15 protein-coding genes are annotated in these 23,288 nt (G+C 32.7%); 13 read left to right on the plus strand and 2 right to left on the minus strand.

The annotated features are described in order from the left end of the window. Window positions 1-8 precede the first annotated feature (8 nt). The 6 genes from ACHRVZ_RS13075 to ACHRVZ_RS13100 all read left to right on the plus strand — a co-directional run bounded on the left by ACHRVZ_RS13075 (window position 9) and on the right by ACHRVZ_RS13100 (window position 6,665). Window positions 9-1,268: a gliding motility-associated C-terminal domain-containing protein gene (locus ACHRVZ_RS13075; RefSeq protein ID WP_395423007.1), complete on the plus strand. Its 1,260-nt coding sequence runs from the start codon at window positions 9-11 to the stop codon at window positions 1,266-1,268. 101 nt (window positions 1,269-1,369) lie between these two features. Continuing rightward, window positions 1,370-2,287, plus strand: a complete 918-nt coding sequence (locus ACHRVZ_RS13080; protein WP_395423009.1) for a type IX secretion system membrane protein PorP/SprF — start codon at window positions 1,370-1,372, stop codon at window positions 2,285-2,287. A gap of 10 nt (window positions 2,288-2,297) precedes the next feature. Further along, a complete protein-coding gene (locus tag ACHRVZ_RS13085) occupies window positions 2,298-4,232 on the plus strand; it encodes an OmpA family protein (RefSeq protein ID WP_395423010.1) in 1,935 nt (644 codons plus the stop codon). 28 nt (window positions 4,233-4,260) lie between these two features. Beyond that, the gene (locus tag ACHRVZ_RS13090) at window positions 4,261-4,593 is read left to right on the plus strand and encodes a DUF4870 domain-containing protein (RefSeq protein WP_395423011.1); all 333 of its coding nucleotides are present in this window, start codon (window positions 4,261-4,263) and stop codon (window positions 4,591-4,593) included. 246 nt (window positions 4,594-4,839) lie between these two features. After that, window positions 4,840-5,289: a hypothetical protein gene (locus ACHRVZ_RS13095; protein ID WP_395423012.1), complete on the plus strand. Its 450-nt coding sequence runs from the start codon at window positions 4,840-4,842 to the stop codon at window positions 5,287-5,289. Between the two features lie 317 nt (window positions 5,290-5,606). Next, on the plus strand, window positions 5,607-6,665 hold the full coding sequence (locus tag ACHRVZ_RS13100) for a serine hydrolase domain-containing protein (protein WP_395423013.1): 1,059 nt from the start codon (window positions 5,607-5,609) through the stop codon (window positions 6,663-6,665). Window positions 6,666-6,826: 161 nt separating this feature from the next. On the opposite strand, the gene ACHRVZ_RS13105 is transcribed toward ACHRVZ_RS13100, so the two are convergent. Both ACHRVZ_RS13105 and ACHRVZ_RS13110 read right to left on the minus strand, forming a co-directional pair. Continuing rightward, the gene (locus ACHRVZ_RS13105; protein ID WP_395423014.1) at window positions 6,827-7,645 is read right to left on the minus strand and encodes an alpha/beta fold hydrolase; all 819 of its coding nucleotides are present in this window, start codon (window positions 7,643-7,645) and stop codon (window positions 6,827-6,829) included. Between the two features lie 606 nt (window positions 7,646-8,251). Next, window positions 8,252-8,857: an RNA polymerase sigma factor gene (locus ACHRVZ_RS13110; protein ID WP_395423015.1), complete on the minus strand. Its 606-nt coding sequence runs from the start codon at window positions 8,855-8,857 to the stop codon at window positions 8,252-8,254. Window positions 8,858-9,148: 291 nt separating this feature from the next. Between ACHRVZ_RS13110 and ACHRVZ_RS13115 the strand changes: the two genes are divergently transcribed. The 7 genes from ACHRVZ_RS13115 (at window position 9,149) to ACHRVZ_RS13145 (ending at window position 23,270) form a co-directional block, all read left to right on the plus strand. Then, on the plus strand, window positions 9,149-10,300 hold the full coding sequence (locus ACHRVZ_RS13115; RefSeq protein WP_395423017.1) for a FecR family protein: 1,152 nt from the start codon (window positions 9,149-9,151) through the stop codon (window positions 10,298-10,300). 221 nt (window positions 10,301-10,521) lie between these two features. After that, the gene (locus tag ACHRVZ_RS13120) at window positions 10,522-14,094 is read left to right on the plus strand and encodes a SusC/RagA family TonB-linked outer membrane protein (RefSeq protein WP_395423018.1); all 3,573 of its coding nucleotides are present in this window, start codon (window positions 10,522-10,524) and stop codon (window positions 14,092-14,094) included. Window positions 14,095-14,111: 17 nt separating this feature from the next. Then, window positions 14,112-15,518: a RagB/SusD family nutrient uptake outer membrane protein gene (locus ACHRVZ_RS13125; RefSeq protein ID WP_395423019.1), complete on the plus strand. Its 1,407-nt coding sequence runs from the start codon at window positions 14,112-14,114 to the stop codon at window positions 15,516-15,518. Window positions 15,519-15,584: 66 nt separating this feature from the next. Continuing rightward, window positions 15,585-16,787: a redoxin domain-containing protein gene (locus ACHRVZ_RS13130; RefSeq protein ID WP_395423020.1), complete on the plus strand. Its 1,203-nt coding sequence runs from the start codon at window positions 15,585-15,587 to the stop codon at window positions 16,785-16,787. A gap of 143 nt (window positions 16,788-16,930) precedes the next feature. Further along, window positions 16,931-18,070 carry a redoxin domain-containing protein gene (locus ACHRVZ_RS13135; RefSeq protein WP_395423021.1) on the plus strand — a complete coding sequence of 380 codons (1,140 nt, stop codon included), beginning with the start codon at window positions 16,931-16,933 and terminating at the stop codon, window positions 18,068-18,070. Between the two features lie 98 nt (window positions 18,071-18,168). Next, on the plus strand, window positions 18,169-20,964 hold the full coding sequence (locus ACHRVZ_RS13140; RefSeq protein ID WP_395423022.1) for a M16 family metallopeptidase: 2,796 nt from the start codon (window positions 18,169-18,171) through the stop codon (window positions 20,962-20,964). Window positions 20,965-21,269: 305 nt separating this feature from the next. Further along, a complete protein-coding gene (locus tag ACHRVZ_RS13145; RefSeq protein WP_395423023.1) occupies window positions 21,270-23,270 on the plus strand; it encodes a cytochrome c biogenesis protein CcdA in 2,001 nt (666 codons plus the stop codon). Window positions 23,271-23,288 lie beyond the last annotated feature (18 nt).

Here is a 23,288-nt window from a genome sequence, read left to right on the forward strand (position 1 = left end):
AGTAAACTATGAAATCAAAAACTCAAAATATTATTTCAACTCTATTAATATTTCTAAGCGGAATACTAACAGCACAAACAGTAAATACTGGCGATTTGTATATAAGTGAAGGAACAATTATGTCTACCGTTGGAGCTATGGATAATAAGAATAGTGGTAATTTATTTAATGATGGAGATTTCTATGTTTACAGTCATTATAATAACGATGGACTTGTTACTTTTTCTAATGGTTCTACCAAAGGAATAACAAGAATGAGAGGAATATCAGGATCTCAGAAAATTTCAGGTAGTTCACCAATGGAATGGTACAATGCTGAGTTTAGAAACAGTAATGTACAGCCTGCATTTCTTTTGTCTAATGAAGTAAGTATTTCGGGAATGTCAGATTTTCAAAAAGGAATAATTGATGATGATAATTACGGAGGCTTATTAGTTTTTGAAGAAGGAGCCGAATCAGTCAATGTTAGCGATAATAGTTTTGTAGACGGTAAAGTGAAAAAAAATGGAAAAGACGCTTTTATTTATCCAATAGGGGACAAAAGCAAATATCGATTTGCTGGTATTTCGGCACCAACAGAAATATTGAGCAGTTTCACAGGTAAATATTTTTATGAAAATTCAGATGCTTTATACTCACATAATAATAAAGCAAAAGGAATCAATCTAATAAACAATCAGGAATATTGGACTTTAGATAAAACCGGAGGAAATTCAGATGTTATGCTTACCCTAAGTTGGGACGAAACATCAACTACACCGGCAGATATATTGATCGCTCCACAAAGTTCTATACATATCGTTCGTTGGGATGATGAGAAAAAACTTTGGATCGACGAAGGCGGAGTTGTAGACAGTGATAAAAAAACAGTTACTACACCAATTAATGTTTCTGGATACAACGTGTTTACAACGGCAAGAGTTGATGATAATAGTATTGTTTTGCCTTGTAGCACTTTAACGATCCATAATGCAGTTTCGCCAAATGGAGATAATAAAAACGACTACTTTAAAATTGACGGTTTAACCGAATGTTCATCAGATAATACAGTAGAAATTTATAATCGTTGGGGAGTAAAAGTATTTGAAACGAATAATTATGATTCTAACGGAAATGTCTTTAGAGGTTATTCTGAAGGTAGAGTTACAGTATCTAAAGATAGAATGTTACCAACAGGTACTTACTTCTATATTTTAAATTTCAAATATTCGGAAGGTAAATCGCAAACGGTAAAAAAAGCAGGATATCTATACTTAAGCAGAGAATAATTTTTAGAGCAAAAAAACTTCAATAAATCAGTATTCCAAATGCACAGAAGATTTCTAATCATGTGTTGAGTGAATAGTTATGAATGATTAAACATACAAACATGAGAATAAAATTTTTGACAGTGATTATGATGTTAACAGGGCTTTTTTGCACTGCACAACAAGATGCACAGTTTACGCAATATATGTACAATACCATAAATATAAATCCTGCTTATGCGGGATCCAGAGGAGCACTGAGCGTTTTTGGTTTATATCGTACCCAATGGGTTGGACTTGATGGTGCTCCGGAAACAAGCAGTTTTTCGGTTAACAGCCCAATTAATAATAGCAATTTGGGAGTCGGAGTTTCGTTAGTCAATGATAAAATTGGTCCAACAAATGAAAACACTTTATCGGCAGATCTTTCCTATACTGTTCAGACATCAGCAGATTTTAAACTTTCATTTGGAATAAAAGGAACTGCTAATTTATTTAACCTTGACATTAATAAATTAAATCCGGAAGATCAGGGAGATCCACAATTTCAAGACTTAAAGAGTAAGTTTTCGCCAAATGTAGGAGCAGGAGTGTATTGGCATTCTGACAAAGCCTACATTGGTTTATCCGTACCAAATTTCATCGAAACCAATCGTTATAGCGATAATGACGTTGCCATTTATAAAGACAAAATCAATTATTATTTAATGGCAGGATATGTATTCGATTTAGATAAATATCAATACATCAAATTTAAACCCGCTGTATTAACCAAAATGGTAGAAGGTGCACCGTTGCAGGTAGATGTTTCGGCAAATTTCATGTTTAACGATAAATTTGTAGTCGGCGTTGCTTACAGATGGAGCGCGGCATTGAGTGCCATGGCAGGATTTCAAATAAGCGATGGACTTTATATTGGATATGCTTACGATCGTGAAACAACTCAGCTAAACAATTATAATTCAGGATCGCATGAAATATTTCTTCGATATGAATTCTTTAAAAATAATGGAAAAATAACAACCCCACGTTTCTTCTAAAATACCTAATATGAAAAAAATTATACTCATCTACATTTTAATAAACAGTGCTTTTTCATTTGAAAGTTATTCTCAGCAAGCAAAGATAAATTCTGGCGATAAAAAATATGATAATTACGCTTATATCGATGCTATTAAAACCTATGAACGTGTTGCTGAAAAAGGATACAAATCTGAAGACATGTTTAAAAAATTAGCCAATTCGTTTTATTTCAATTCAGAGTTTGACAAAGCTGCTAAATGGTACGGCGAATTATTTGCAATGAATACTGAAGTTGAGCCTGAATATTATTATCGTTATGCCCAATCGTTAAAATCAATTGGAGATACAGTAAAAGCCAATCAAATACTTGATTTGTTCAATAAAAAAGCAAAAAATGATAATAGAGGCAAGCTGTATGAAAGCAACAAGAATTATCTGAATCTAATTAAAGCCAATTCCGGACGCTACAATATTGAAGATGCCGGCGTAAACAGTAAATACTCTGATTATGGAACAGCATTTTATAAAAATAAAATAGTTTTTACCTCTGCAAGAGATACCGGTAGTTTTAGTCAGAGAAAGCACAACTGGACAGGAGAACATTTTACCAATCTGTATCAATCAGATTTAGATGAGAATTTTAATCCAAACGCAGTTAATAAATTCAAATCAAAAATCAATTCTAAATTTCACGAATCGACTCCAGTATTTACAAAAGATGGTAAGACAGTTTATTTTACAAGAAACAATTACATCGATGGCAAAAAAGGTAAAAATGAAAACAAAACTACTTTAATTAAAATATACAAAGCAACTTTCGAGAATAACGAATGGAATAATATCACAGAGCTTCCTTTTGACAGTGATAGTTACAGCACGGCGCATCCTGCATTAAGTCCAGATGAGAAAACCTTATATTTTGCATCAGATATGCCGGGAACATTTGGTCAATCTGATATCTATAAAGTAAGTATCAATAATAATGGAGGATTTGGATCGCCAGAAAATTTAGGACGAACAATTAATACAGAAGGAAAAGAAACATTCCCGTTCGTAACCGATGAAAATGAAATTTATTTTGCTTCAGATGGACATCCGGGACTTGGCGGATTAGATGTTTTTGTTGGCGAAATTGGTCAAAATGGAGTCAGTAATATTCAAAATATTGGAGCCGATATCAATTCACCAAACGATGATTTTGCTTATATAATAGATACTAAATCGAGAAAAGGTTTTTTCTCTTCTAATAAAGAAGGAGGAAAAGGATCTGATGATATTTATAAATTTTTGGAAACCAGAAAACTAAAATGTATCCAGGAATTAAGCGGTATTATTACTGATGTTGAAACAGGAGTTGTTTTGCCTGAAACAAAAGTTTCGTTGTATGATAATCAAATGGTATTAAAAAACAGCACTATTTCAGACGAAAACGGATACTATAGTTTTGCTGTAGAATGCGGTAAAACGTATAATGTAAGAGCCGAAAAAGCTACGTATTCAACTAAAGAAGTTAGCGTTACAATAGCGACTCAAAACGGTAAAACAAACTTACCAATTGCATTGGAAAAAGAAGGATGCAAAGTAACTATTGGTGATGATTTAGGAAAATGTTTCGGAATTAAAATGATCTATTTTGATTTGGATAAATCGAACATCCGTACTGAAGCGGCATTAGATTTAGAAAAAATACTAGATGTTTTAAATCAATATCCATCAATGAAATTAGATATTCGTTCACATACAGATAGCCGACAAACACATGCTTACAATGAAATACTATCTGACAAAAGAGCCAAATCGACTATAAAATGGTTGGTTAAAAATGGTATTTCACCAGATAGATTAACAGGTAAAGGTTATGGTGAAACTCAACTAATTAATGGTTGCTCAGACGGTGTAAGCTGTACTGAAGAAGAACATCAAATGAACAGACGTAGTGAGTTTATTATTAACGAACTATAAATAAAAGATAAGTTAAAAACAATACAAAATGAATAGAAAAACCATTTCAATCATTAGCTATCTAACAATCGTTGGGTGGATAATATCTTTCGTAGTTTACCATAATGGAGGAAGATCGTCTTTTGCGCAGTACCATTTAAAACAATCATTTGGTTTAGGTATTTTGGGGGTAATATTAGGTCTGATTTTTATTCCGATAATTCCTGTTGATCCCGTCATCTCAACTTTGTTTTCAGTCTTAAGTGCGATTGTCGTAGTTGTTTTGATCTTTGGAATAATAAATGCCGTTAACCAAAAAAGAAAGCCAATACCTTTAATTGGTCTTATGTTTGTCGATAGATTCCATTTTATCAAATATTAATTTTTGCTAGTTTTATATTACCGAGGCCGCTTTTTTTAAAGCGGTCTTATTTGTTCTTCCAACTAGTCAAACGGGATATTTTTTAGAATAAACAGCTAATAAATAAAAGTCCTATTCTTGCTATTATATACCTTATAATGGTACAAGAAAACTTGTAAGTCAAGATACCTTTGCAGAAATTTTGATCTCTTTAAAAGTAGAGATGAAAAGTACGTTGTTAATTTAACTTCAGTAAAGAAATTAATCATGAAAAAGGAAATGGTTTTAATACGAGATGATAAGAGAGTTTTCTTGAAAATGTTTAAAAAAGAACTTGTTGATGAATTTCAATTCACAGAAACTTCTATGAAGGATGATCGTCAAACCCAGTTAATGGCGTTTGATCGATTTGTATATGTTGTATATAATAAACTCGAACTAGTAGAATTTTTAAAATTAAATAAAAGAGGTTCAAATGTTTTAGTATGCTTATTTGATAAGCAATTGCAAGTAAATGAATCTTTTATGGAAGAAATTCATGACCTGGTTTTATTAGACGGATATAAAACAAAAAAAGAAACGATCAGAGATCTTATACTTCATTTAAAAAACACTTCGAAATTTAAACAGCCTTTTGCTGAAGACAAGGTACCTATTTTACCTAAAAACCAATCTCAATTTCATAGTTTTTTCAAAACAGTGCTTCTTTTTAGATAACATACTTCAAACTTTGGGAAGTAGTAAATAATTGTACAAACTTATTTGTGAAAATAAAGTGATCTCTTTAGATTATTAAATTGGTTTTGATTGAAAATTTTCATTTTGCTGCAATTTAAAAAACGCATAAAAACTATATGTAGTTGATTTTTAATTTGTTGAAATACAGTAATTTGTAATTACTCGTACTTTTGATAAAAGTACTCGAACGTATTTTTTTTAACAAATGAGTTCGAATATTTTTACTCGGTCGCATAGCTTTAATTTCCTCCACATATTTGTATCGAAATAAATTGATAACATAAAAACACGATACAATGAAAACGTCATTAAAATTTTTAGCAGCACTATTATTAATAAGTAATTTTTCTTTTGGACAAGATATCACTAAGAAGATTGATTCCATAATAAAGGATAATTATAAAAAAAATCCCGAAGTAAGTATTAGCATCGGTTTTATTAATAATAACGAAGAGTATTATACAGCATATGGCAAATTGAATGCAGAAAGTAAAACTGAAATCAATAAAAATTCTATATTCGAAATTGCATCGATTACGAAAATTTTGACTTCAAATTTAATTGCACAAGCGGCAATAGAAAAGAAAATCAAACTAGATGACTATATAGATGGTTTTCTTCCAAAAGTATATGTATTAAATGAAAATCTGAAAAACAAAATAAAAATTTCAGATCTGGCATCACATCAATCAGGATTGCCTGATATCGACTTTGGAAAACTAATAGAACTAAATCCGCAGCAGCCTGTAAGTAGTGTAAATCAAGAAACGCTGGCGGCTATAATCAATAATTGCCGTGAATTAAAAGATTACGGAAAATATCGTTATTCTACGATAGGATATACTTTACTTGGGCAAATATTAGAACAAGTATACGGTAAGACTTACGATGAAATTATTAGAGAAAAAATAATAGATCCGTTAAAGATGAAAAATACATTAACTAAAGATTTTAATGTAAAGAATAGAACGGTTGGTCATAATCCGGAAGGCGGTATTCAGGAATTCTTCGAATGGAATATTACCGCACCAGCCGGATTAGTAAAATCTAATGCATCTGATATGGTAAAATACTTAAAGGCGGTTTTGAACAAAGAAACAGAAATAGGGAAGGCTGCTATGATCACAGAAAAAATCTTTTATAAAGACCAAAAAAGAGAAATGGGATTAGGTACAAATATCGTAACAGACGAAAAAAATACACTTTATATGAAATCGGGTGATTCTATGGGACAATCTTCAATTATATGCTACAATAGATCTAAAAATTGGGGAATTATAATACTTCTTAATCAAAGAAATTCAAAGATGAGACAAGACTTGTTGAATAAAATTTGCGACACAGTACTAAAATAATATCCACAGTTTATAGTAAATAGAAAAGAGGCTTTAATTTTAATAATAATTAAGGCCTCTTTTAATTTTTAATAATATAAAATTGCATTTAATACTTTTTAAACTGCCTGTAAAAGCGAGCAATTAAAGGCAGTTTTGATTATTTTTGAAAAAATGTGTGCTTACGATTTAATAAAATCCAAAATATCATTATTGATTGTTTCAGCCTCTGTAGTCGGCATTCCGTGAGGAAATCCTGGATACGATATTAGTTTTCCATTTTTCAAAAGTTTAGCAGCTCTTGGTGCTTGGTTATAAGGAACAATTTGATCATCTTCACCATGAAGTACAAGAACAGGAATATCTAAACTTTTAAGATCTTCAGTAAAATCAGATTCAGAGAAAGCTTTTATACCTTCATAATGAGCTAGAACAGACCCCATCATTCCCTGACGCCACCAATTGTGCTTTATTCCTTCCTGAATCGTTTTTCCTTCGCGGTTCCATCCATAAAATGGGATCGGAAAATCATAAAAGTATTGCGCTCTGTTAAATCCGGTTCCTTGTCTAATTTCATCAAAAACAGAAAGTGGCACACCTTCGGGATTTGTTTCGCTTTGAATCATAATAGGCGTTACGGCACTTATAATTACTGCTTTTGCAACACGTCCTTTTCCGTATTTTGCTGCGTAGCGAATTACTTCGCCGCCACCAGTTGAGTGACCTACGTGAATAGCATTCTTTAAATCTAGAGCAGCAGCTAATTCAGCGATGTCTGATGCATACGTTTCCATATTATTTCCTTCTGAACTTTGTCCTGAACGACCGTGTCCGCGACGATCATGTGCGATAACTCTGTATCCTTGTTGTAAGAAAAACATCATTTGCGCATCCCAGTCATCACTAGACAATGGCCATCCGTGGTGAAAAACAATTGGCTGACCTGTTCCCCAATCTTTGTAAAAAATTTCTGTTCCGTCTTGTACTTTAAATGTGCTCATTTTTTTATGGTTTTAGATTAATAAATGCTAGTGATAAATATTTGAAATTAGAATGATGATTAAACCCGATTTTGATTTGATCGTTGTTGTTAGATTTCTTTTACAAACTTACAGAAGGTGTAGAAGTCTAATGGTTAACCTAGATTAAGAAAAAAATAATTGTTTGATTTTTAAAGAAATAGTATTTCTCTGTTTTATTTTAAATTGTTTTGCCATGTTGCACATTTTTCAATTTATACAAGATGCAGAGCAATAGCGAAATAACAGACCGTAAGAATGAAGGCTTATAAAATTAAGGCTTTTATGTTGTAAGAGAGGTTTTTTGTTTGCAATATTTTGCAGATCTATTGGTGCGATATTTATAAAACATAAAAAACATCCAAAATAAAAGTGAATATGAATGTTTTAAGATTGTTCAAATATCTTTTGTTTTAATTGTGCTTTTAACGGATAGTTACGGCTTAATTTTTTTGAAATTAACGAAACCAATTAATGGAAAAACGAAGTTTATTTGCTTTACTAGTATCTATAATCACGTCTACACAAGAAAGAGCAAATTTCACAGTGAAATATGAAATCTTTTTAGATAAAATAGCTAAAACTCTCTTAAGAATTTAAACGCAAATTTTTCTTTATTCCAAGCAACAAAAATAAGAAGCTCTTTATTTTTTCGTCAAGCGAAGAGCGTAAAATCGAGAATGCTTTGGTTATTTGAGCTTCAACGGCTTTAATTGAAACATCAAGATGTTCTGCAATTTCAATATTAGTTAAACCCTCTTTTTTACTCAAAATGAAAACTTCCTTGCATTTTGGAGGCAGATTCTGAATTTCTTTATTAACAACATTGATAACGCGCTGAAAAGATTCAGAATCATCTTCCAATACAATTGAATTTAACGCGTCGTAATATGATTTTTCTAATGAAAATAAAGATTGATTTTTTCGATACAAATCAATAAACTCATTATAAACTAATTTATAAAGAAAGCTCTTAATTGCATGATTTGTTTTTAAGCGAGTTCGTTGTTCCCAAACTTTTATAAATACATTTTGCACAATATCTTCGGCACTATAAACATTCTTTACCAGACTGTTAGCATAAACACAAAGCTTGTGATGATAGGTGTCGATCAAATAAGTATACGCTTTCTCATCTCCGTTTTTTAGAGATTCAATTAATATATCGTTATCGTTATAATCTTCGCTTTTCATAGAAACAAATATATAAATTTATAATTTTTACGACTCAAATGGCTAGTTTTTTTGCTAAAAACCTCTTCTTTTTCTATTTTCTATTGAATTTTATTACAAATAAAAAACTACTTGAAAATGCAAAGGTATATTAAAAAGTTTATTAATTCTATATAACTAGTAGTGTTTTTGGAATTTTATATTGAAAGAAAAGGACTTCAAATAATAAAAAAATCACTAAAATGAAAAAAAAATTATCAAATTGTTAGGGTTTTGTTTTTTAGCTTCGTAATAATATTTAAAAAGAGTAAAATGACAGTGAAAAAGTCAGAGCGATTAATCGTGAAATTCATCACGAATCAAGCCAGTCAGGACGAAATAGAAACGTTGACGGAATGGCTTAAAAAAGAGGAGAATAAAATTGTATTTGAGGATTTTGTAAAAACCAATTATGCAATAGATACTGTCATGAATACTTTTGATTCGACTGAAGTAAGAAAACAATTATCAGACAGAATTCAGAAAGAGAATAATGTTTTTCAGAAAAGAAGATTCTCATCGTATTATAAATATGCTGCTATTTTGATTGTAGCATTAGGCAGTTTTTATTTTTATAAGAATTCAAATTTTTTTCATTCTAAAGGAAATGTCGTGGTTCCGAGACAAGATGAAATTGTACTTCAGTTAAACAATGAATCGGCAGAAACAATCGATACATCTGAATCTAAAAATTTAACAGATAAAGATGGAAAAATAATTGGGAAACAGGAAAAAAACAGATTAGTATATTCTAATGCTTATTCAGAAGGAAAACTGGTTTATAATACATTAAAAATTCCGTACGGTAAAAAGTTCGAAGTTCAGTTGTCTGATGGAACAGTAGTTTATTTGAATTCGGGAACTTCATTACGATATCCGGTTCAGTTCTTAAAGAATCAAAGCCGACAAGTTTATTTAACCGGTGAAGCTTTTTTTGAAGTATCAAAAGACAAAGCGCATCCGTTTACGGTAAATACACAAGAGGTTAATGTTGAAGTTTTGGGAACTAAGTTCAATGTGAATTCGTATACAGAAGATATAAGTACTGATATTGTTTTGGTTGAAGGAAAAGTTTCGCTTTATAAAGACAAAAAAACAACCGAAAATCAGGTGTATTTAACTCCGGGAATAAAAGGTTCGAACACACGCGGACAGCAGAAAATTACGACTGAAAGTGTCAATACAGATTATTATACAGCTTGGGTAAAAGGAAGTTTAGTGTTTAAAAATGCTTCTTTTGAATCGATTATTAAAAAATTAGAACGCCATTATAATGTCACTTTTATCAACAAAAATAAAAAACTGGGAAAAGAAATTTTCAATGCCCGTTTTGATAATGAACCTATTGAAGTAGTACTGAAATATTTTAGCGATAGTTATGCCATTGATTATAAGATCGATGAAGATCAGATAACGATTAAGTAAAGAAGAAAGATAATAGAAGAAAGATAATAGAAGAAAGATTTTGGATGTTAGGAATCTAAAATATAAAGCAATAATCTAATATAAATAAATGCCTATGTAACAAAACGTCTAGAAAAAATAGATCGTTATTTAGAAAAAAACCGGAAAATGCGCCAACATTTCCCGGTAGGATAAAATGCGATCGGTAAACTAACCAACCACAATTAAAAACATTTAAAAGTATGAAAAAACTATTGAACAAAATCAGGTTCGACAAGCCTTTTTTGAAATTTGATTTGAAAATGAAATTGACTACATTATTTTTATTGACCACTTTGACAGTGATGCAAGCGGGAGTAACCTATTCTCAAAAAGCAAAAATGTCATTTAATGCCAGCGACTTGACCGTTGGAAAAATAATTGAAAAGATTGAATATACCAGTAATTATAGATTTGTTTATAATGTGCGATCGGTTGATTTAGATCGAAAAATTGACATCAAACTCAATGATGTTTCTATTGAAACGATTTTAAATACAATCTTTGCTAATTCAGGTACTGATTTTAAAATTTCAGGATCTCATATTATTCTAACACCTAAAAAAGCTCCTGCAGAAAAACCTGTTGTACTGCAAAAAGTGGCAGAAGATTTTATTGTAAAAGGAAAAGTGACTGACGAAAAAGGCAATCCTTTAGTAGGTGCTGCGGTTTCAGACAATGGTTCAGGCAGAGGCGTACAAACTGATTTTAATGGTGAATATCAGATTATAGCCGTTAGTAAAGAAACTACTTTAGCTTTTGCTTATTTAGGATTTGTTAGACAAGAAATAAAAGTAGCCGGTAAAAGCGTTATTAATGTTGTTCTAAAAGAAGATACAGTTGAATTGGGTGGTGTAGTATTGACTACAGGATATCAAAATATTTCATCAGAACAGGCAACAGGATCGTTCTCTAATTTGAAAGCGAAAGATTTTCAGGAACAGCGTTTAAGCAGTTTGGATAAAATATTAGAAGGACGTATTGTAGGATATCAGGATGGTAAAATTCGTGGTCAAACTTCTATGAATGGTTTAACAACTCCACTTTATGTAATTGATGGTTTCCCAATCGAAAACACAAAATTTACTGAGTTTTTTAGATTAGAGGAAAACCTTCCAAACTTGAACTTAGAAGATATTGAAACGATTACAGTTTTAAAAGATGCGGCAGCGTCGTCTATTTATGGTTCACGTGCAGCAAATGGTGTTGTTGTAATTACAACTAAAAAAGCCAAAGCCGGAAAAACAAATATTTCGTTTTCAAGTAATTTAACCGTAACTCCATATAGAAATTACACCGGAAATCTTACAGATGCAGGCGATATTATTGGTTTGGAAAAAGGATGGGCAGATGCAAACCCAAGTTTAAAAGGAGCAAATGCTAGTACTTATGCAAAATCATTATTAAGCAATGCTATATTTACAAGTCAGGGAATGCAAACCCTGTTAAATGGTTATGCGGGAAATATCTCCCAAACAGAGATGAATAATCGTTTAAATCAGCTTGGTTCTCAAGGATACAGATATTATGATGACATTGCCAAATATGCAAAACGTGATCAATATTTTATTCAGCATAACGTAAGTTTAGGGAAAGCAACCGAATCAAATACGTTTAATGCTTCGCTGACTTACAAAGGAAATAAATTTGAAGACCGTTATTCGGATAACCAATCGGTTGGAATCAATTTAAAAAACTCGACAGATATTACAAGCTGGCTGTCTTTAGATTTAGGTACTTATATTAATTATGGAGAGAGCGATACACAAACTTATAATGCTTTTAGACCACAATTTAAATCTCAGATGTACAATCAATTAGTAAATAATGATGGATCAAATTTTACTTCTACAGCTGCATCTCGATACAATAATTTTACGCTTCAATCGATGCAGACATTGGGTCTTTACAGCATGGATATTACACCAATGGATGAATTGGGACGTAACATAAATGAAACTAAAAACTTCTTAAACAGAACTTTTGCAAAATTTAATGTAAAATTCAACAAAGCACTTACATATAATGCTATGTTTCAATACGAATACGGTGTTGATCGTGGCAGTTTAATAAGAGAAAAAGATTCGTATGATGTTAGAGCCACTGTAAATAGTTTAGTAACAATTGCCAATAACAAAGCAGTTTACAACTTACCTTATGGTGATATCTTAAAAGAAACCAATCAATTTTCTAATGCTTACAATTTCCGTCAGCAATTGAATTTTGATCAGACTTTTAATAATGTACACGAAGTAACTGCCATTGCGGGTATGGAAATCCGTCATTCAAAAATAGAATACGGAGATAACACACGTTACGGTTGGGACGAGCAAACTTTATCGTATACACCAGTAAATCAAGTAGATTTATTAAAAGTTTACGGTTCTGTTTTTGGAGGTTCTATGAATCGTAATAACTTTTCAGCAGATCGTGAATTGGTAAATCGTTATGTTTCTTTTTATTCAACAGGTGGTTATACATACGACAGAAGATATTCATTAACAGGAAGTTTGCGTTGGGATCGTTCGAACCTTTGGGGAACTGACAATAAATATCAAAATAAACCAACATGGTCTACAGGAGCAGCATGGAATATTGATAAAGAATCTTTTTTTGCGGTAGACTGGATAAATTCACTTAAACTTCGTGCTTCATATGGTATTGGAGGAAACGTCGCCAAAGATGCCGCACCTTATTTAACAGCTACTTATTATGCTAACCAAAATGTAGGAGGAAATCAAGGATATGTTAACCAACGACCGAATCCTGAATTGTCTTGGGAAAAAACAACCACAACCAATATAGGTGTAGATTTTTCATTCTTCAAAAATAGATTGAGCGGAACTTTTGATGTTTACAACAAAAAAGGACAGGACTTATTATCAAATAGTAACGGAGTTCCAACAGAAGGGTTTGGTTATTCTACCTATAAAATAAATAATGGAGAAATGACCAATAAAGGTATCGAAACAACTTTAAGAGGAACAATCATTAAAACACCTTCTTTCTCTTGGGATGCCTCAGTTTTATATGCTTACAACAAAAACAAAGTCGATTATGTAAAGGTAGTAGCTCCAGTAGCTTATCTACAGTTAGATGTTCCATATGCATATCCTAGAGTTGGTAACGATTACAATAGTATTTACGGTTACAAATGGGCAGGTTTAAATGCTAAAGGTTTACCTCAGGTTTATAATGCAAAAGGCGAAAAAGTAATTTACAATCCGGCAGATTTGAATGCTATTAACGATTACGGTTCGACAGTGCCAACACACAGCGGATCATTTCATACATCCGTAAACTACAAGAATTTCTCACTTTCGGCATTGTTTATTTATGAGTTAGGACATAAAATTAGAAATACATTTTTACCAATGTTAGAAAATAATTATTCTAGCGGATTAGGTACCTATGTAACAGATATTACAACGGTTAATAAAAACATTGTGAACCGTTGGCAAAAACCGGGTGACGAAGCTTTTACTAATATACCTCGTGCGGTTTACGAATACGAAGCAGATTATATTTCAGACTCTCGCGATATTTATCGTAATGCTGATATCAATATTTTGGATGCCTCAAATATTAGATTAAGTAATGTTTCCTTGGCTTATAGATTGCCTTCATCAGTTTTAAAAACAGTAAAATTACAGGATGTACGTTTTAATCTAAATGCCGAAAATGTTTTTACAATTGCTAAAAGTAGAGATGCTAAGTACCTTTTAAATGGCTTTCAATCTCCAAGTTTAGTTTTTGGTGTAAATATTAATTTCTAATTTAAAAAGAGTATACCATGAAAAATATATATATAAAGGCATTTTGCATATTAACATTAGGATTGACTTTTGCATCTTGCAACGACTATTTGGATGATGCACCAAAGGGATCTAAAATTCCAACAACATTGGCAGATTATGAAGCATTTCTTCGTGATGAGTATTCAAACCAAAGTGTAGATATTGCACAAGCTTCAACCCTGATTAACGATAAATTTATCGATATAGCTACCCTTGCAGCCGAGCGTTTGACAAAAGCTAATTACATGTGGGATGAAACTGCTAACCGTATCGAATTAAAGCAGTCAGACGAAAGAATGTACTACGGGCAGTATCAAGGAATTTCAACCTTCAATTTGATTATTGAAAATGCTTTAACAACAACAGAAGCAACCGAAGATCAAAAAAGAATAGTTTGGGCCGAGGCAAAAATTTTACGTGCGATGTCATACTATAATCTGGTTAATTTTTATGCAGATACATATGATGCATCAACAGCATCAACAAAACTATCAGTGCCCTTAATTACAAGTGCCGATGTTAATGCACCTAGCAAGCAGGTAACCATTCAGGAACTGTATGATTTTATTTTAAACGATGTAAAAGACGCATTACCTTATTTGCCAAAAGTTTCTCAAACCGCTTTGCATCCTAATTTAGGAGCAGGTTATGCTTTTTATTCACGCGTTTATTTGCAAATGAGCAACTATACTGAGGCTCTAAAATATGCAAATCTGGCTTTGACCGAAAATAATAAACTATACGATTGGAATGCTTATTATACTGCTAACAAAGCCATAATTGATGTCCCAAATTCTTATACGAATACACCATCTCCAATGGGATTTGACTATGTTGAGAATTATACGTTCCGTCATGGAGAAAGAACCTATTTATCTGTAGAATATAGTCTTCCGGTAGAACGTGCACAACGTTTTGAAGCTGGAGATGTTCGTTTTAAATCACGTTGGAAAATCAGAACCGTTGGTATTGAAACGTATTACAGAAGAACCTTGTCCGGTATGTTTAATTATGGCGGAATTACAACTGTCGAAATATATTTGATTAAAGCAGAATGTCTGGCACGTGCAGGACAAATTAGCGATGCTTTGACCGCATTAAATGCAGTACGTAAAACGCGTATTCAGCCAGCTTCTTATCAGGATATTGTGACTACAGATAAGACAGTTGCTCTAAATGCTATTTTTAAAACGAAGAATAACGAACTTATTTTAACACTTATTCCTTTCGCAGACGCGCGTCGTTTAAATGCTGAAGGAGTTTATAAAGTTAGTTTCTCAAAAGTAGATAACGGAACGACTTACAACTTGTCATCTACTTCTCATTTATGGACAATGCCATTTCCTCAAGGTGCTGTAAAAAATCCAGGAAACGGAACCATAACCCAAAATGTTGCAAAATAAAAACCTTAAAGCTTCCTGATTAGGACACCCGAAAGGGAAGCTTTTACTTAAAATATCAATCTCAAAATGAATACAATTAAATATAAAATAGTAGGATTGTGCATCTGTTTATTTGCATTTTCCAACAACAGTCAGGCGCAAAAGAAAAAGCCAGCAATTAAAGCCGCAACTTCATATCATCTTGAAGGAAATATAACAGGACTCGAAGACGGAACAACAATAAAATTAATTCCCGGAGCAACACATACATCAGAGTCTGCAGTTGCCGAAACAACAATTAAAGACGGCAAATTTGCCTTTACAGGAAAATTAAATGAACCTCGTTTGTTTTATCTTGAATTTGGAAAAAACAAAGGTTACATCCCGGTTTTAGTAGAAAATTCTAAAATAAAATTAACAGCTGAAGCAGAAGTTTCAAATAAGGAAGATGGAAGAATCAATTTTAAAAATGAGGTAATTTCAGGATCAAAATCGAACGATTACTATAAAAAAGAAACCGCTTTTAGAGAAGAATTAAATAAAGATTACGTAGAATATCATAAAGGAACTGAAGAAGTTTCTAAAGCATATTCGAATGCAAGAGTTGCGGGAAACAAAAAACTAATGGATTCTATTGGAAATAGTCCGGAATGGAAAAGTTTTGAAGCAAAAGAAAAAGCCTTTTTTGCTAAAGTTGAAAAATCAACAAAAGATTTAATCACAAAAAATAAAGCCACTTGGTGGGGACCATTTTTCATGTTGACTCAATATAGCTATTTTACGCCAGACAAAAAGCCGGTTTATGAGCAATTTTCTGAAACAGCTAAGAAAAGTTACTACGGTCAGGTTGTAGATAAAGATCTAAATCCGAAATCATTAATTGGAACAAGTGTTGCAAATTTTGGATTAAAAGACAAAGACGGAAAAGCTTATAATGTAAAAGACATCGTTGCAGGAAAAAAATACATATTAATTGATTTTTGGGCATCATGGTGTGCGCCATGTCGTAAAGAAATTCCGAATTTAAAAACAGCTTATACAGCTTATTCAGATAAAGGATTTGAAATTTTAAGCATTTCAATTGATAAAGATGAAAAAGCATGGCTTAAAGCTTTAGGACAGGAAAATATGCAATGGCATAATCTTTTAGACGACAATAAAGTGAGTAATGCATTCAACGTAAAAACAATTCCAGCCACATATTTAGTTGATAGTAAAGGTGTAATTATTAGCGATAATTTAAGAGGCGCTGCACTAGAAGAAAAATTGAAGGAACTTTTAAAATCGTAGTTTTCAGTTTTTAGCGGCAGTTTACAGTCACAGTGTCAGTTTACAGTTTACATTTTCACTGCTCACTGAGACCGAAAAATGAGACTGCGACTGAAAACTGAAAACTAAAAAAAAGTAATACATAGAACTAAAAAAATATCAACATGAAAAGTACAATCTTAAAATCAGGTTTATTGGCGTTAGCGCTTATAAGCACCATTACTTCCTGCTCTAAAAAAGAAGAAGGATTTACAATCAACGGTACAATTGCCGGATTAGATAAAGGAACAGTTTATCTGGAAAATACAGATGAAAAAGGAGATAAAAAAATTGCTGATTCGGCAGAAATACAAAAAGGCGGCGTTTTTGCATTTACAGGAAAAGTTTCGGAACCATTATTATATACCATTAAATTAAAAGGAGAAGAATATGGTGCAACTTTTCTTTTAGATAATGAAAACATTAAAGTTGAAGCCAAAAAAGATTCCATTTTTAAAGCAAAAGTAAGCGGAGCAACACAAAATGATATTTACAAATCATATTATGATAATGAATTTAAAAAAATTCAGGCAATTGCAGGTCCGGTTTATAAATTTTCAGATTCGTTAAGTCAAAACGGAAAAGTGAAGTTAACGGCCGAGCAGCAAACTATGATGGATAAGAAATGGAAAGATCTTCAAGCTTTTGCTGATGATTTAACAGATAAGTTTATTAGAAAAAATAAAGATAAAACTGCTGCTGCCTTAGTAATAAGTGATCGAATTGTATCATACGGAACGCCGGAACAAGTAAAAACATATTATGCAGTTTTGTCTCCTGAAGTACAAAAATCAGTTTATGGAAAACAGCTAAAGGAAGCAATTGATCTTAATGACAAAACAGCTGTTGGTGTTGCTGCTCCCGAATTTTCTCAGACAGATGTAAACGGGAAAGAGGTAAAATTATCTGATTACAAAGGAAAATATGTTTTAATTGATTTTTGGGCTAGCTGGTGTGGGCCTTGCAGAAAAGAAAATCCAAATGTTGTTCTGGCATACAAAACGTATCACGATAAAGGTTTTGAAGTTTTAGGAATCTCATTAGACGACAAAAAGAATCTGTGGGAAAAAGCAATCGAAAAAGACGGCTTAACTTGGACACACGTTTCTGACCTAAAAGGATGGAAAAATGATGTTGCCGTTTTATACGGAGTAAAACTAGTTCCAACCAATTATTTAATTGGACCTGATGGAAAAATCGTAGCTAAAAATCTTAGAGAAGAAGCACTTCAAACTAAATTGAAAGAGATTTTTAGTAAATCTTAGAACAAGTCTTTTAGTCTGGGTTTCAGTCTCAGTTTTCAGTCTCAATGTAAACTACGACTGAAAACTGCGATTGAAAACTATAAAAAAATATCAAAAAAATGAAAAAATACATCTTTGTGGGCTATTGCTCACTAGCTTTCTGTACGCTTATTTCAGCGCAAAATAAATCGGCAAAATTTAGTAAAATCAAGGAATTAGGTGGTATCGAAGAGTATTTGTACCAACCCAACGGTATGAATGTTTTACTTTTGCAAGACAATGCTTCGCCAGTTGTAACTGTGCAAATTGTGTATCGTGTAGGATCTAAAAATGAAGTTTTAGGAAACACAGGATCAACGCATCTTTTAGAACATTTAATGTTTAAAGGAACTCCAACTTTCAATAAAAAAAGCGGAACAACAATTACAGATGTTCTTCAAAATACAGGAGCGCAACTAAATGCTACAACCTGGTACGACCGAACCAATTATTTTGAAACATTGCCGAGTGATAAAATAGCTTTGGCACTTCAAATTGAAGCGGACAGAATGCGAAATTCTTTATTATTGAAAGAAGATAAAGATGCTGAAATGACTGTTGTACGCAACGAATTTGAACGTGGAGAGAATGACCCGAATAGTTTATTAGATAAAGAAATTTGGGCGGCGGCGTATATCGCACATCCGTATCATCATTCGACAATTGGTTGGAAATCGGATATTGAAAAAGCACCAATTGAAGTTTTGCGTAATTTCTACAACACTTACTATCGGCCGGATAATGCAACTTTGACGATTATTGGTGATTTCAAAAAAGAGAATGTTTTTGAATTGATCGAACAATATTTTGGCAAAATTACAAAAGCGCCAAATGCAATGCCACAACCTTACACCGAGGAACCACAACAATATGGGCCTCGAAAAATTGTAGTTAGAAAACCTGGAGAATTGGGTGTCGTAAACAAAGCATATAAAATTCCGGGAGCTTTAAATGAAGATTTACCTGCTTTGAATATTCTGGCAGAAATTATAGGATCAGGTCCATCAGCGATTTTAAACAAGACTTTTGTAGACACTCGTTTGGGAATTTACGCGTATGCAAGTGCAACAAATTTCAAAGAAGTTGGACTTTTTAATATTGGAGTAGGTTTTCCAACCACTTCGAAACACGAAGATATTGATGCTAAAATTAGCGAGGTTATTGCTAAAATTCAGAAAGATGGCGTTACGCAAGAGGAAGTAAATCGTGTGGTAGCCAAAATAAGTGCGCAAACTATTTTGGCGCGCGATGGTTCTGGTGTAATTGCATCTGAGTTGACAGAGGCAATTGCATCTGGAGATTGGACTGACTACATAACGGGAGTAGACCGGTTGAAAAAAGTAACACCAGCAGATGTTTTGCGCGTGGCTAAAAAATATTTAGTTGACGATCAAAGCACAACCGGATATTTTATTCCGAAGCAAAATGGGAATCAAAGTCAAGAATCTGCACAAGCCCAGAATTTTATGCCGGATAACGGACCGTTTTATTACAGACATCCAGAAGACGGACATGATTTTAAAGAAGGTGTTGAAGTTCATTTATCGAAACAAAAAAATGCAGTAAAAACAGTTTCTATTGGAGATAAAAATGCAATCGAAAAACCAGCTTCAGCTTACAAAAGAGAAAAAGTAGCAGGAATAGATGTAGTTTCTGTTAAAACTTCAGCTAAAGATTTTGTAACCGTTGCGGCAAGTATTTCACTTGGAAATTATGCCAATGAAAATAAAAATCTGGCGATTCCATCCTTAACAGCTTCCATGTTGTCAAAAGGAACGACACTAAACGATAAGTTTAAGTTCTCAGAAAAACTACAAAAATTAGGCGTAAACATTAATGTAAATGCTTCTACAACCAAAATAAACATTGGCTTTAAATGCCTGAAAAAAGATTTGGATCAGGTAGTCACTTTATTGGCTGAAGAAATAAGAACCCCATTGTTTGACAATAAAGAATTCGAAAATCTAAAACAACAATTTACAGGAAGCATTCAGCAAAACCTGAATGATCCTGGCGAAAGAGGAAGTATCACGTTAACACAAGCCATTTATCCAAAAGCAAATCCCAATTATGCGCCAAGTGTTGAAGAAAATTTGACCAATGTTAAAAATGCTACTTTGGAAGAAGTTAAAGCGTTTCATAAAAAATATTTTGGACCAGCTTCGATGCATTTAGTTATTGTTGGAGATACTGAAGGAGCAAATTTGAATGGTTCATTAAACAAGCATTTTAAAAATTGGAACGGCGGAGTAGTCGAAAATATGAAGTTTGAAGAAGCTGTAAAAGCAAATGCCAAAACAGAGGTTATTACAATTGCAGAAAAACCAAGTGCTGAACTGTTCATTGGACAGTATACAGGATTAAAAAGAACCGATGCCGATTATATTCCGTTTTACATCGGAAATTACACTTTGGGTGCCGGTTTTGCTGGACGTTTGATGCAAACGGTTCGAGACAATGACGGTTTAACATACAATATATCATCAGGAACTGGCGGAAACATCAGCACTGGCGGGTACTGGATGGTAAATGCATCGTTTAATCCAAATTTATTCCAAAAAGGATTAGACGCAACAATGGTTCAGGTAAACAAATGGGTTAATGATGGAATTACTTTGGAAGAATTAGAAAACAAGAAAACCAATTTAATAGGAAGTTTTAAAGTAGGAATGGCCACCACAAATGGTATGACCAGAACAATTTTGAGTTTCATAGAAAGAGGTTTAGAACCAAGTTATATTGAACAATATCCAAAAGATATCGAAAAAGTAACGTTGAAACAAGTAAACGATGCCATCAAAAAATATGTTCAGTTAGATAAAATGATCATCGTAAAAGCAGGTTCATTAGACAAAGATGGTAATCCTTTAAAATAGATTAATCTACGTTTTTTTGTCATTTCGACCGAAGGGAGAAATGACAAGATTGTGGTGATGCTTTGTCAAAGTTAAAGACTGTGACAAAGTTATCGCAATCCAAACCTGAAACCTGAAACCTGAAACCTGAAACCTGAAACCTGAAACCTGAAAAAAAATCAGAAAAAATAAATTTTAATAGTAGTCTTTCATTTTTTAATATTAGAAACCGAATTAGTAAGCAATTTTCTAAGAAAGACCGTAAAAGAGCTGTTTGCCAACAGCTCTTTTTTTAATCAAACTTAAAATATCAAAACCAAAAAACAATGAAAAAAATCATTATAACCTTACTACTGCTTGTGAGTTTCAGTATGTTTGGACAAATGTACAATCCGGTAAAGTGGACAACTTCTGTAGAGAAAATTTCAGATAGAGAATATATCTTAAAAGCCGAAGCTGCGATTCAGTCCGGTTGGCATTTGTACGGGCAATATATTGAAGAAGGAGGGCCATCGGCTACAGCCTTTTCGTTTAAAAATTCTAAAAAGAACTTTGAAATAATAGGTAAAACGACTGAAGGAAAAGGCCATGAAGTAGTGGATAAAATCTTCAATATGAAAATTAAATATTTTGAAGACAAAGCACTTTTTACACAAAAAATAAAATTCAATTCAGATCAAATTACCAACATCGCTGCCGAAGTTGAATTTATGGTTTGTGATGACAGTAATTGTTTACCGCCATCATCTGAAGAATTATCATTTAAAATACCGAATTCGAAAAAGTTAGCTTCTATAAAAGAAACAACGGTTAAAGAAGATTTGGCACTTGTAGAAGAAAATGCGTCAGTTAAAACAGCAGAAAAAGTAGAAACAGCAATTGTTAATCCAGTTAAAAAGAAGGATACAAGAGGCTTGGTAAGCATTTTTATTATTGCCTTTTTGTCTGGTTTTGCAGCTTTATTAACGCCTTGTGTTTTTCCGATGATTCCAATGACAGTAAGCTATTTTACCAAACAGAGTAAAACAAAAGCTGCAGGAATCAGAAATGCTTTGATTTACGGATTCTCAATCATTATTATTTACGTTTTATTAGGTTCAATTGTAACGGCGGTTTTTGGTGCAGATTCCCTAAATGCGTTATCTACTAATGTTTGGTTCAACTTGATTTTCTTTATTTTATTGGTTGTTTTTGCAGTTTCTTTTTTAGGAGCTTTCGAAATTATGTTGCCAAATGCATTGGCCAATAAAGTCGATTCGCAAGCAGATAGAGGAGGATTAATCGGGATTTTCTTTATGGCTTTGGCTCTGGCTATCGTTTCATTTTCTTGTACAGGTCCAATTGTAGGAACATTATTAGTCGAAGCAGCATCAAAAGGAGGTATCGCACCAATTGTTGGAATGTTAGGATTTTCGACGGCTATTGCTTTGCCTTTTTCATTATTTGCTGCATTTCCGGGTTGGCTGAATGCTTTGCCAAAATCTGGCGGATGGTTGAATACGGTAAAAGTTATTTTAGGCTTTTTAGAATTGGCTTTAGCTTTTAAATTTTTATCAAATGCTGATTTGGTTTTGCAATTGCATTGGCTGGAAAGAGAAGTATTTCTAACGATTTGGATTGCTGTTTTTGGAACGTTGGCTTTCTATTTATTCGGAAAAATTACGTTACCGCACGATTCCCCATTAAATCATATTTCAGTTGGAAGATTAGGTTTTGGATTAATCGTTTTGTCTTTTACCATTTATCTGATCCCCGGACTTTGGGGTGCACCTTTAAAGTTAATCAGCGGATTTGCACCTCCAATGCAATACAGCGAATCGCCTGATGGATTTGGTGCTTCTAAAACTGTTAGTGAAACAAAATCGGTTTTGCCGGATGGAGCAGAGTTTGGCCCGCACAACATCATTACTTTTCATGATTATGATAAAGGAATGGAATTCGCAAAGAAAAGCGGGAAACCGGTTTTATTAGACTTTACAGGCTACGCATGTGTGAATTGTCGCAAAATGGAAGAATTGGTTTGGTCAGATTCTAAAGTCTTAGATGTTTTAAAAAATGAGGTAATTTTGATTTCGTTGTATGTAGATGATAAAAAAGAGCTTCCTGAAAACGAACAATATGTTTCTGAAACAACAGGTAAAAAAATCAAAACAATTGGAAATAAATGGAGTGATTTACAAATTAAAAGGTATAAAGCTAATGCACAGCCTTTTTACGTAATTGTAGATCACAATAGCGTAAACCTGACAGAACCATCAGCATATAATCCCGATATAACAGCTTATTACAGTTGGTTGAATGCGGGAATCAAAAATTTCAAGAAATAATTGTTTTAAAAATATAGC

This window comes from Flavobacterium sp. FlaQc-57 (assembly GCF_044007395.1).
Taxonomy (GTDB): Bacteria; Bacteroidota; Bacteroidia; order Flavobacteriales; family Flavobacteriaceae; genus Flavobacterium.

Excerpts from the sequence above, each read along its gene's own strand:
- ACHRVZ_RS13135 (WP_395423021.1), top strand. The coding sequence starts at position 16,931 with ATGAAAAGTACAATCTTAAAATCAGGTTTATTGGCGTTAGCGCTTATA.
- ACHRVZ_RS13145 (WP_395423023.1), top strand. The coding sequence starts at position 21,270 with ATGAAAAAAATCATTATAACCTTACTACTGCTTGTGAGTTTCAGTATG.
- ACHRVZ_RS13140 (WP_395423022.1), top strand. The coding sequence starts at position 18,169 with ATGAAAAAATACATCTTTGTGGGCTATTGCTCACTAGCTTTCTGTACG.
- ACHRVZ_RS13110 (WP_395423015.1), bottom strand. The coding sequence starts at position 8,857 with ATGAAAAGCGAAGATTATAACGATAACGATATATTAATTGAATCTCTA.
- ACHRVZ_RS13095 (WP_395423012.1), top strand. The coding sequence starts at position 4,840 with ATGAAAAAGGAAATGGTTTTAATACGAGATGATAAGAGAGTTTTCTTG.
- ACHRVZ_RS13120 (WP_395423018.1), top strand. The coding sequence starts at position 10,522 with ATGAAAAAACTATTGAACAAAATCAGGTTCGACAAGCCTTTTTTGAAA.
- ACHRVZ_RS13100 (WP_395423013.1), top strand. The coding sequence starts at position 5,607 with ATGAAAACGTCATTAAAATTTTTAGCAGCACTATTATTAATAAGTAAT.
- ACHRVZ_RS13085 (WP_395423010.1), top strand. The coding sequence starts at position 2,298 with ATGAAAAAAATTATACTCATCTACATTTTAATAAACAGTGCTTTTTCA.
- ACHRVZ_RS13125 (WP_395423019.1), top strand. The coding sequence starts at position 14,112 with ATGAAAAATATATATATAAAGGCATTTTGCATATTAACATTAGGATTG.
- ACHRVZ_RS13090 (WP_395423011.1), top strand. The coding sequence starts at position 4,261 with ATGAATAGAAAAACCATTTCAATCATTAGCTATCTAACAATCGTTGGG.
- ACHRVZ_RS13075 (WP_395423007.1), top strand. The coding sequence starts at position 9 with ATGAAATCAAAAACTCAAAATATTATTTCAACTCTATTAATATTTCTA.
- ACHRVZ_RS13130 (WP_395423020.1), top strand. The coding sequence starts at position 15,585 with ATGAATACAATTAAATATAAAATAGTAGGATTGTGCATCTGTTTATTT.
- ACHRVZ_RS13115 (WP_395423017.1), top strand. The coding sequence starts at position 9,149 with ATGACAGTGAAAAAGTCAGAGCGATTAATCGTGAAATTCATCACGAAT.
- ACHRVZ_RS13105 (WP_395423014.1), bottom strand. The coding sequence starts at position 7,645 with ATGAGCACATTTAAAGTACAAGACGGAACAGAAATTTTTTACAAAGAT.
- ACHRVZ_RS13080 (WP_395423009.1), top strand. The coding sequence starts at position 1,370 with ATGAGAATAAAATTTTTGACAGTGATTATGATGTTAACAGGGCTTTTT.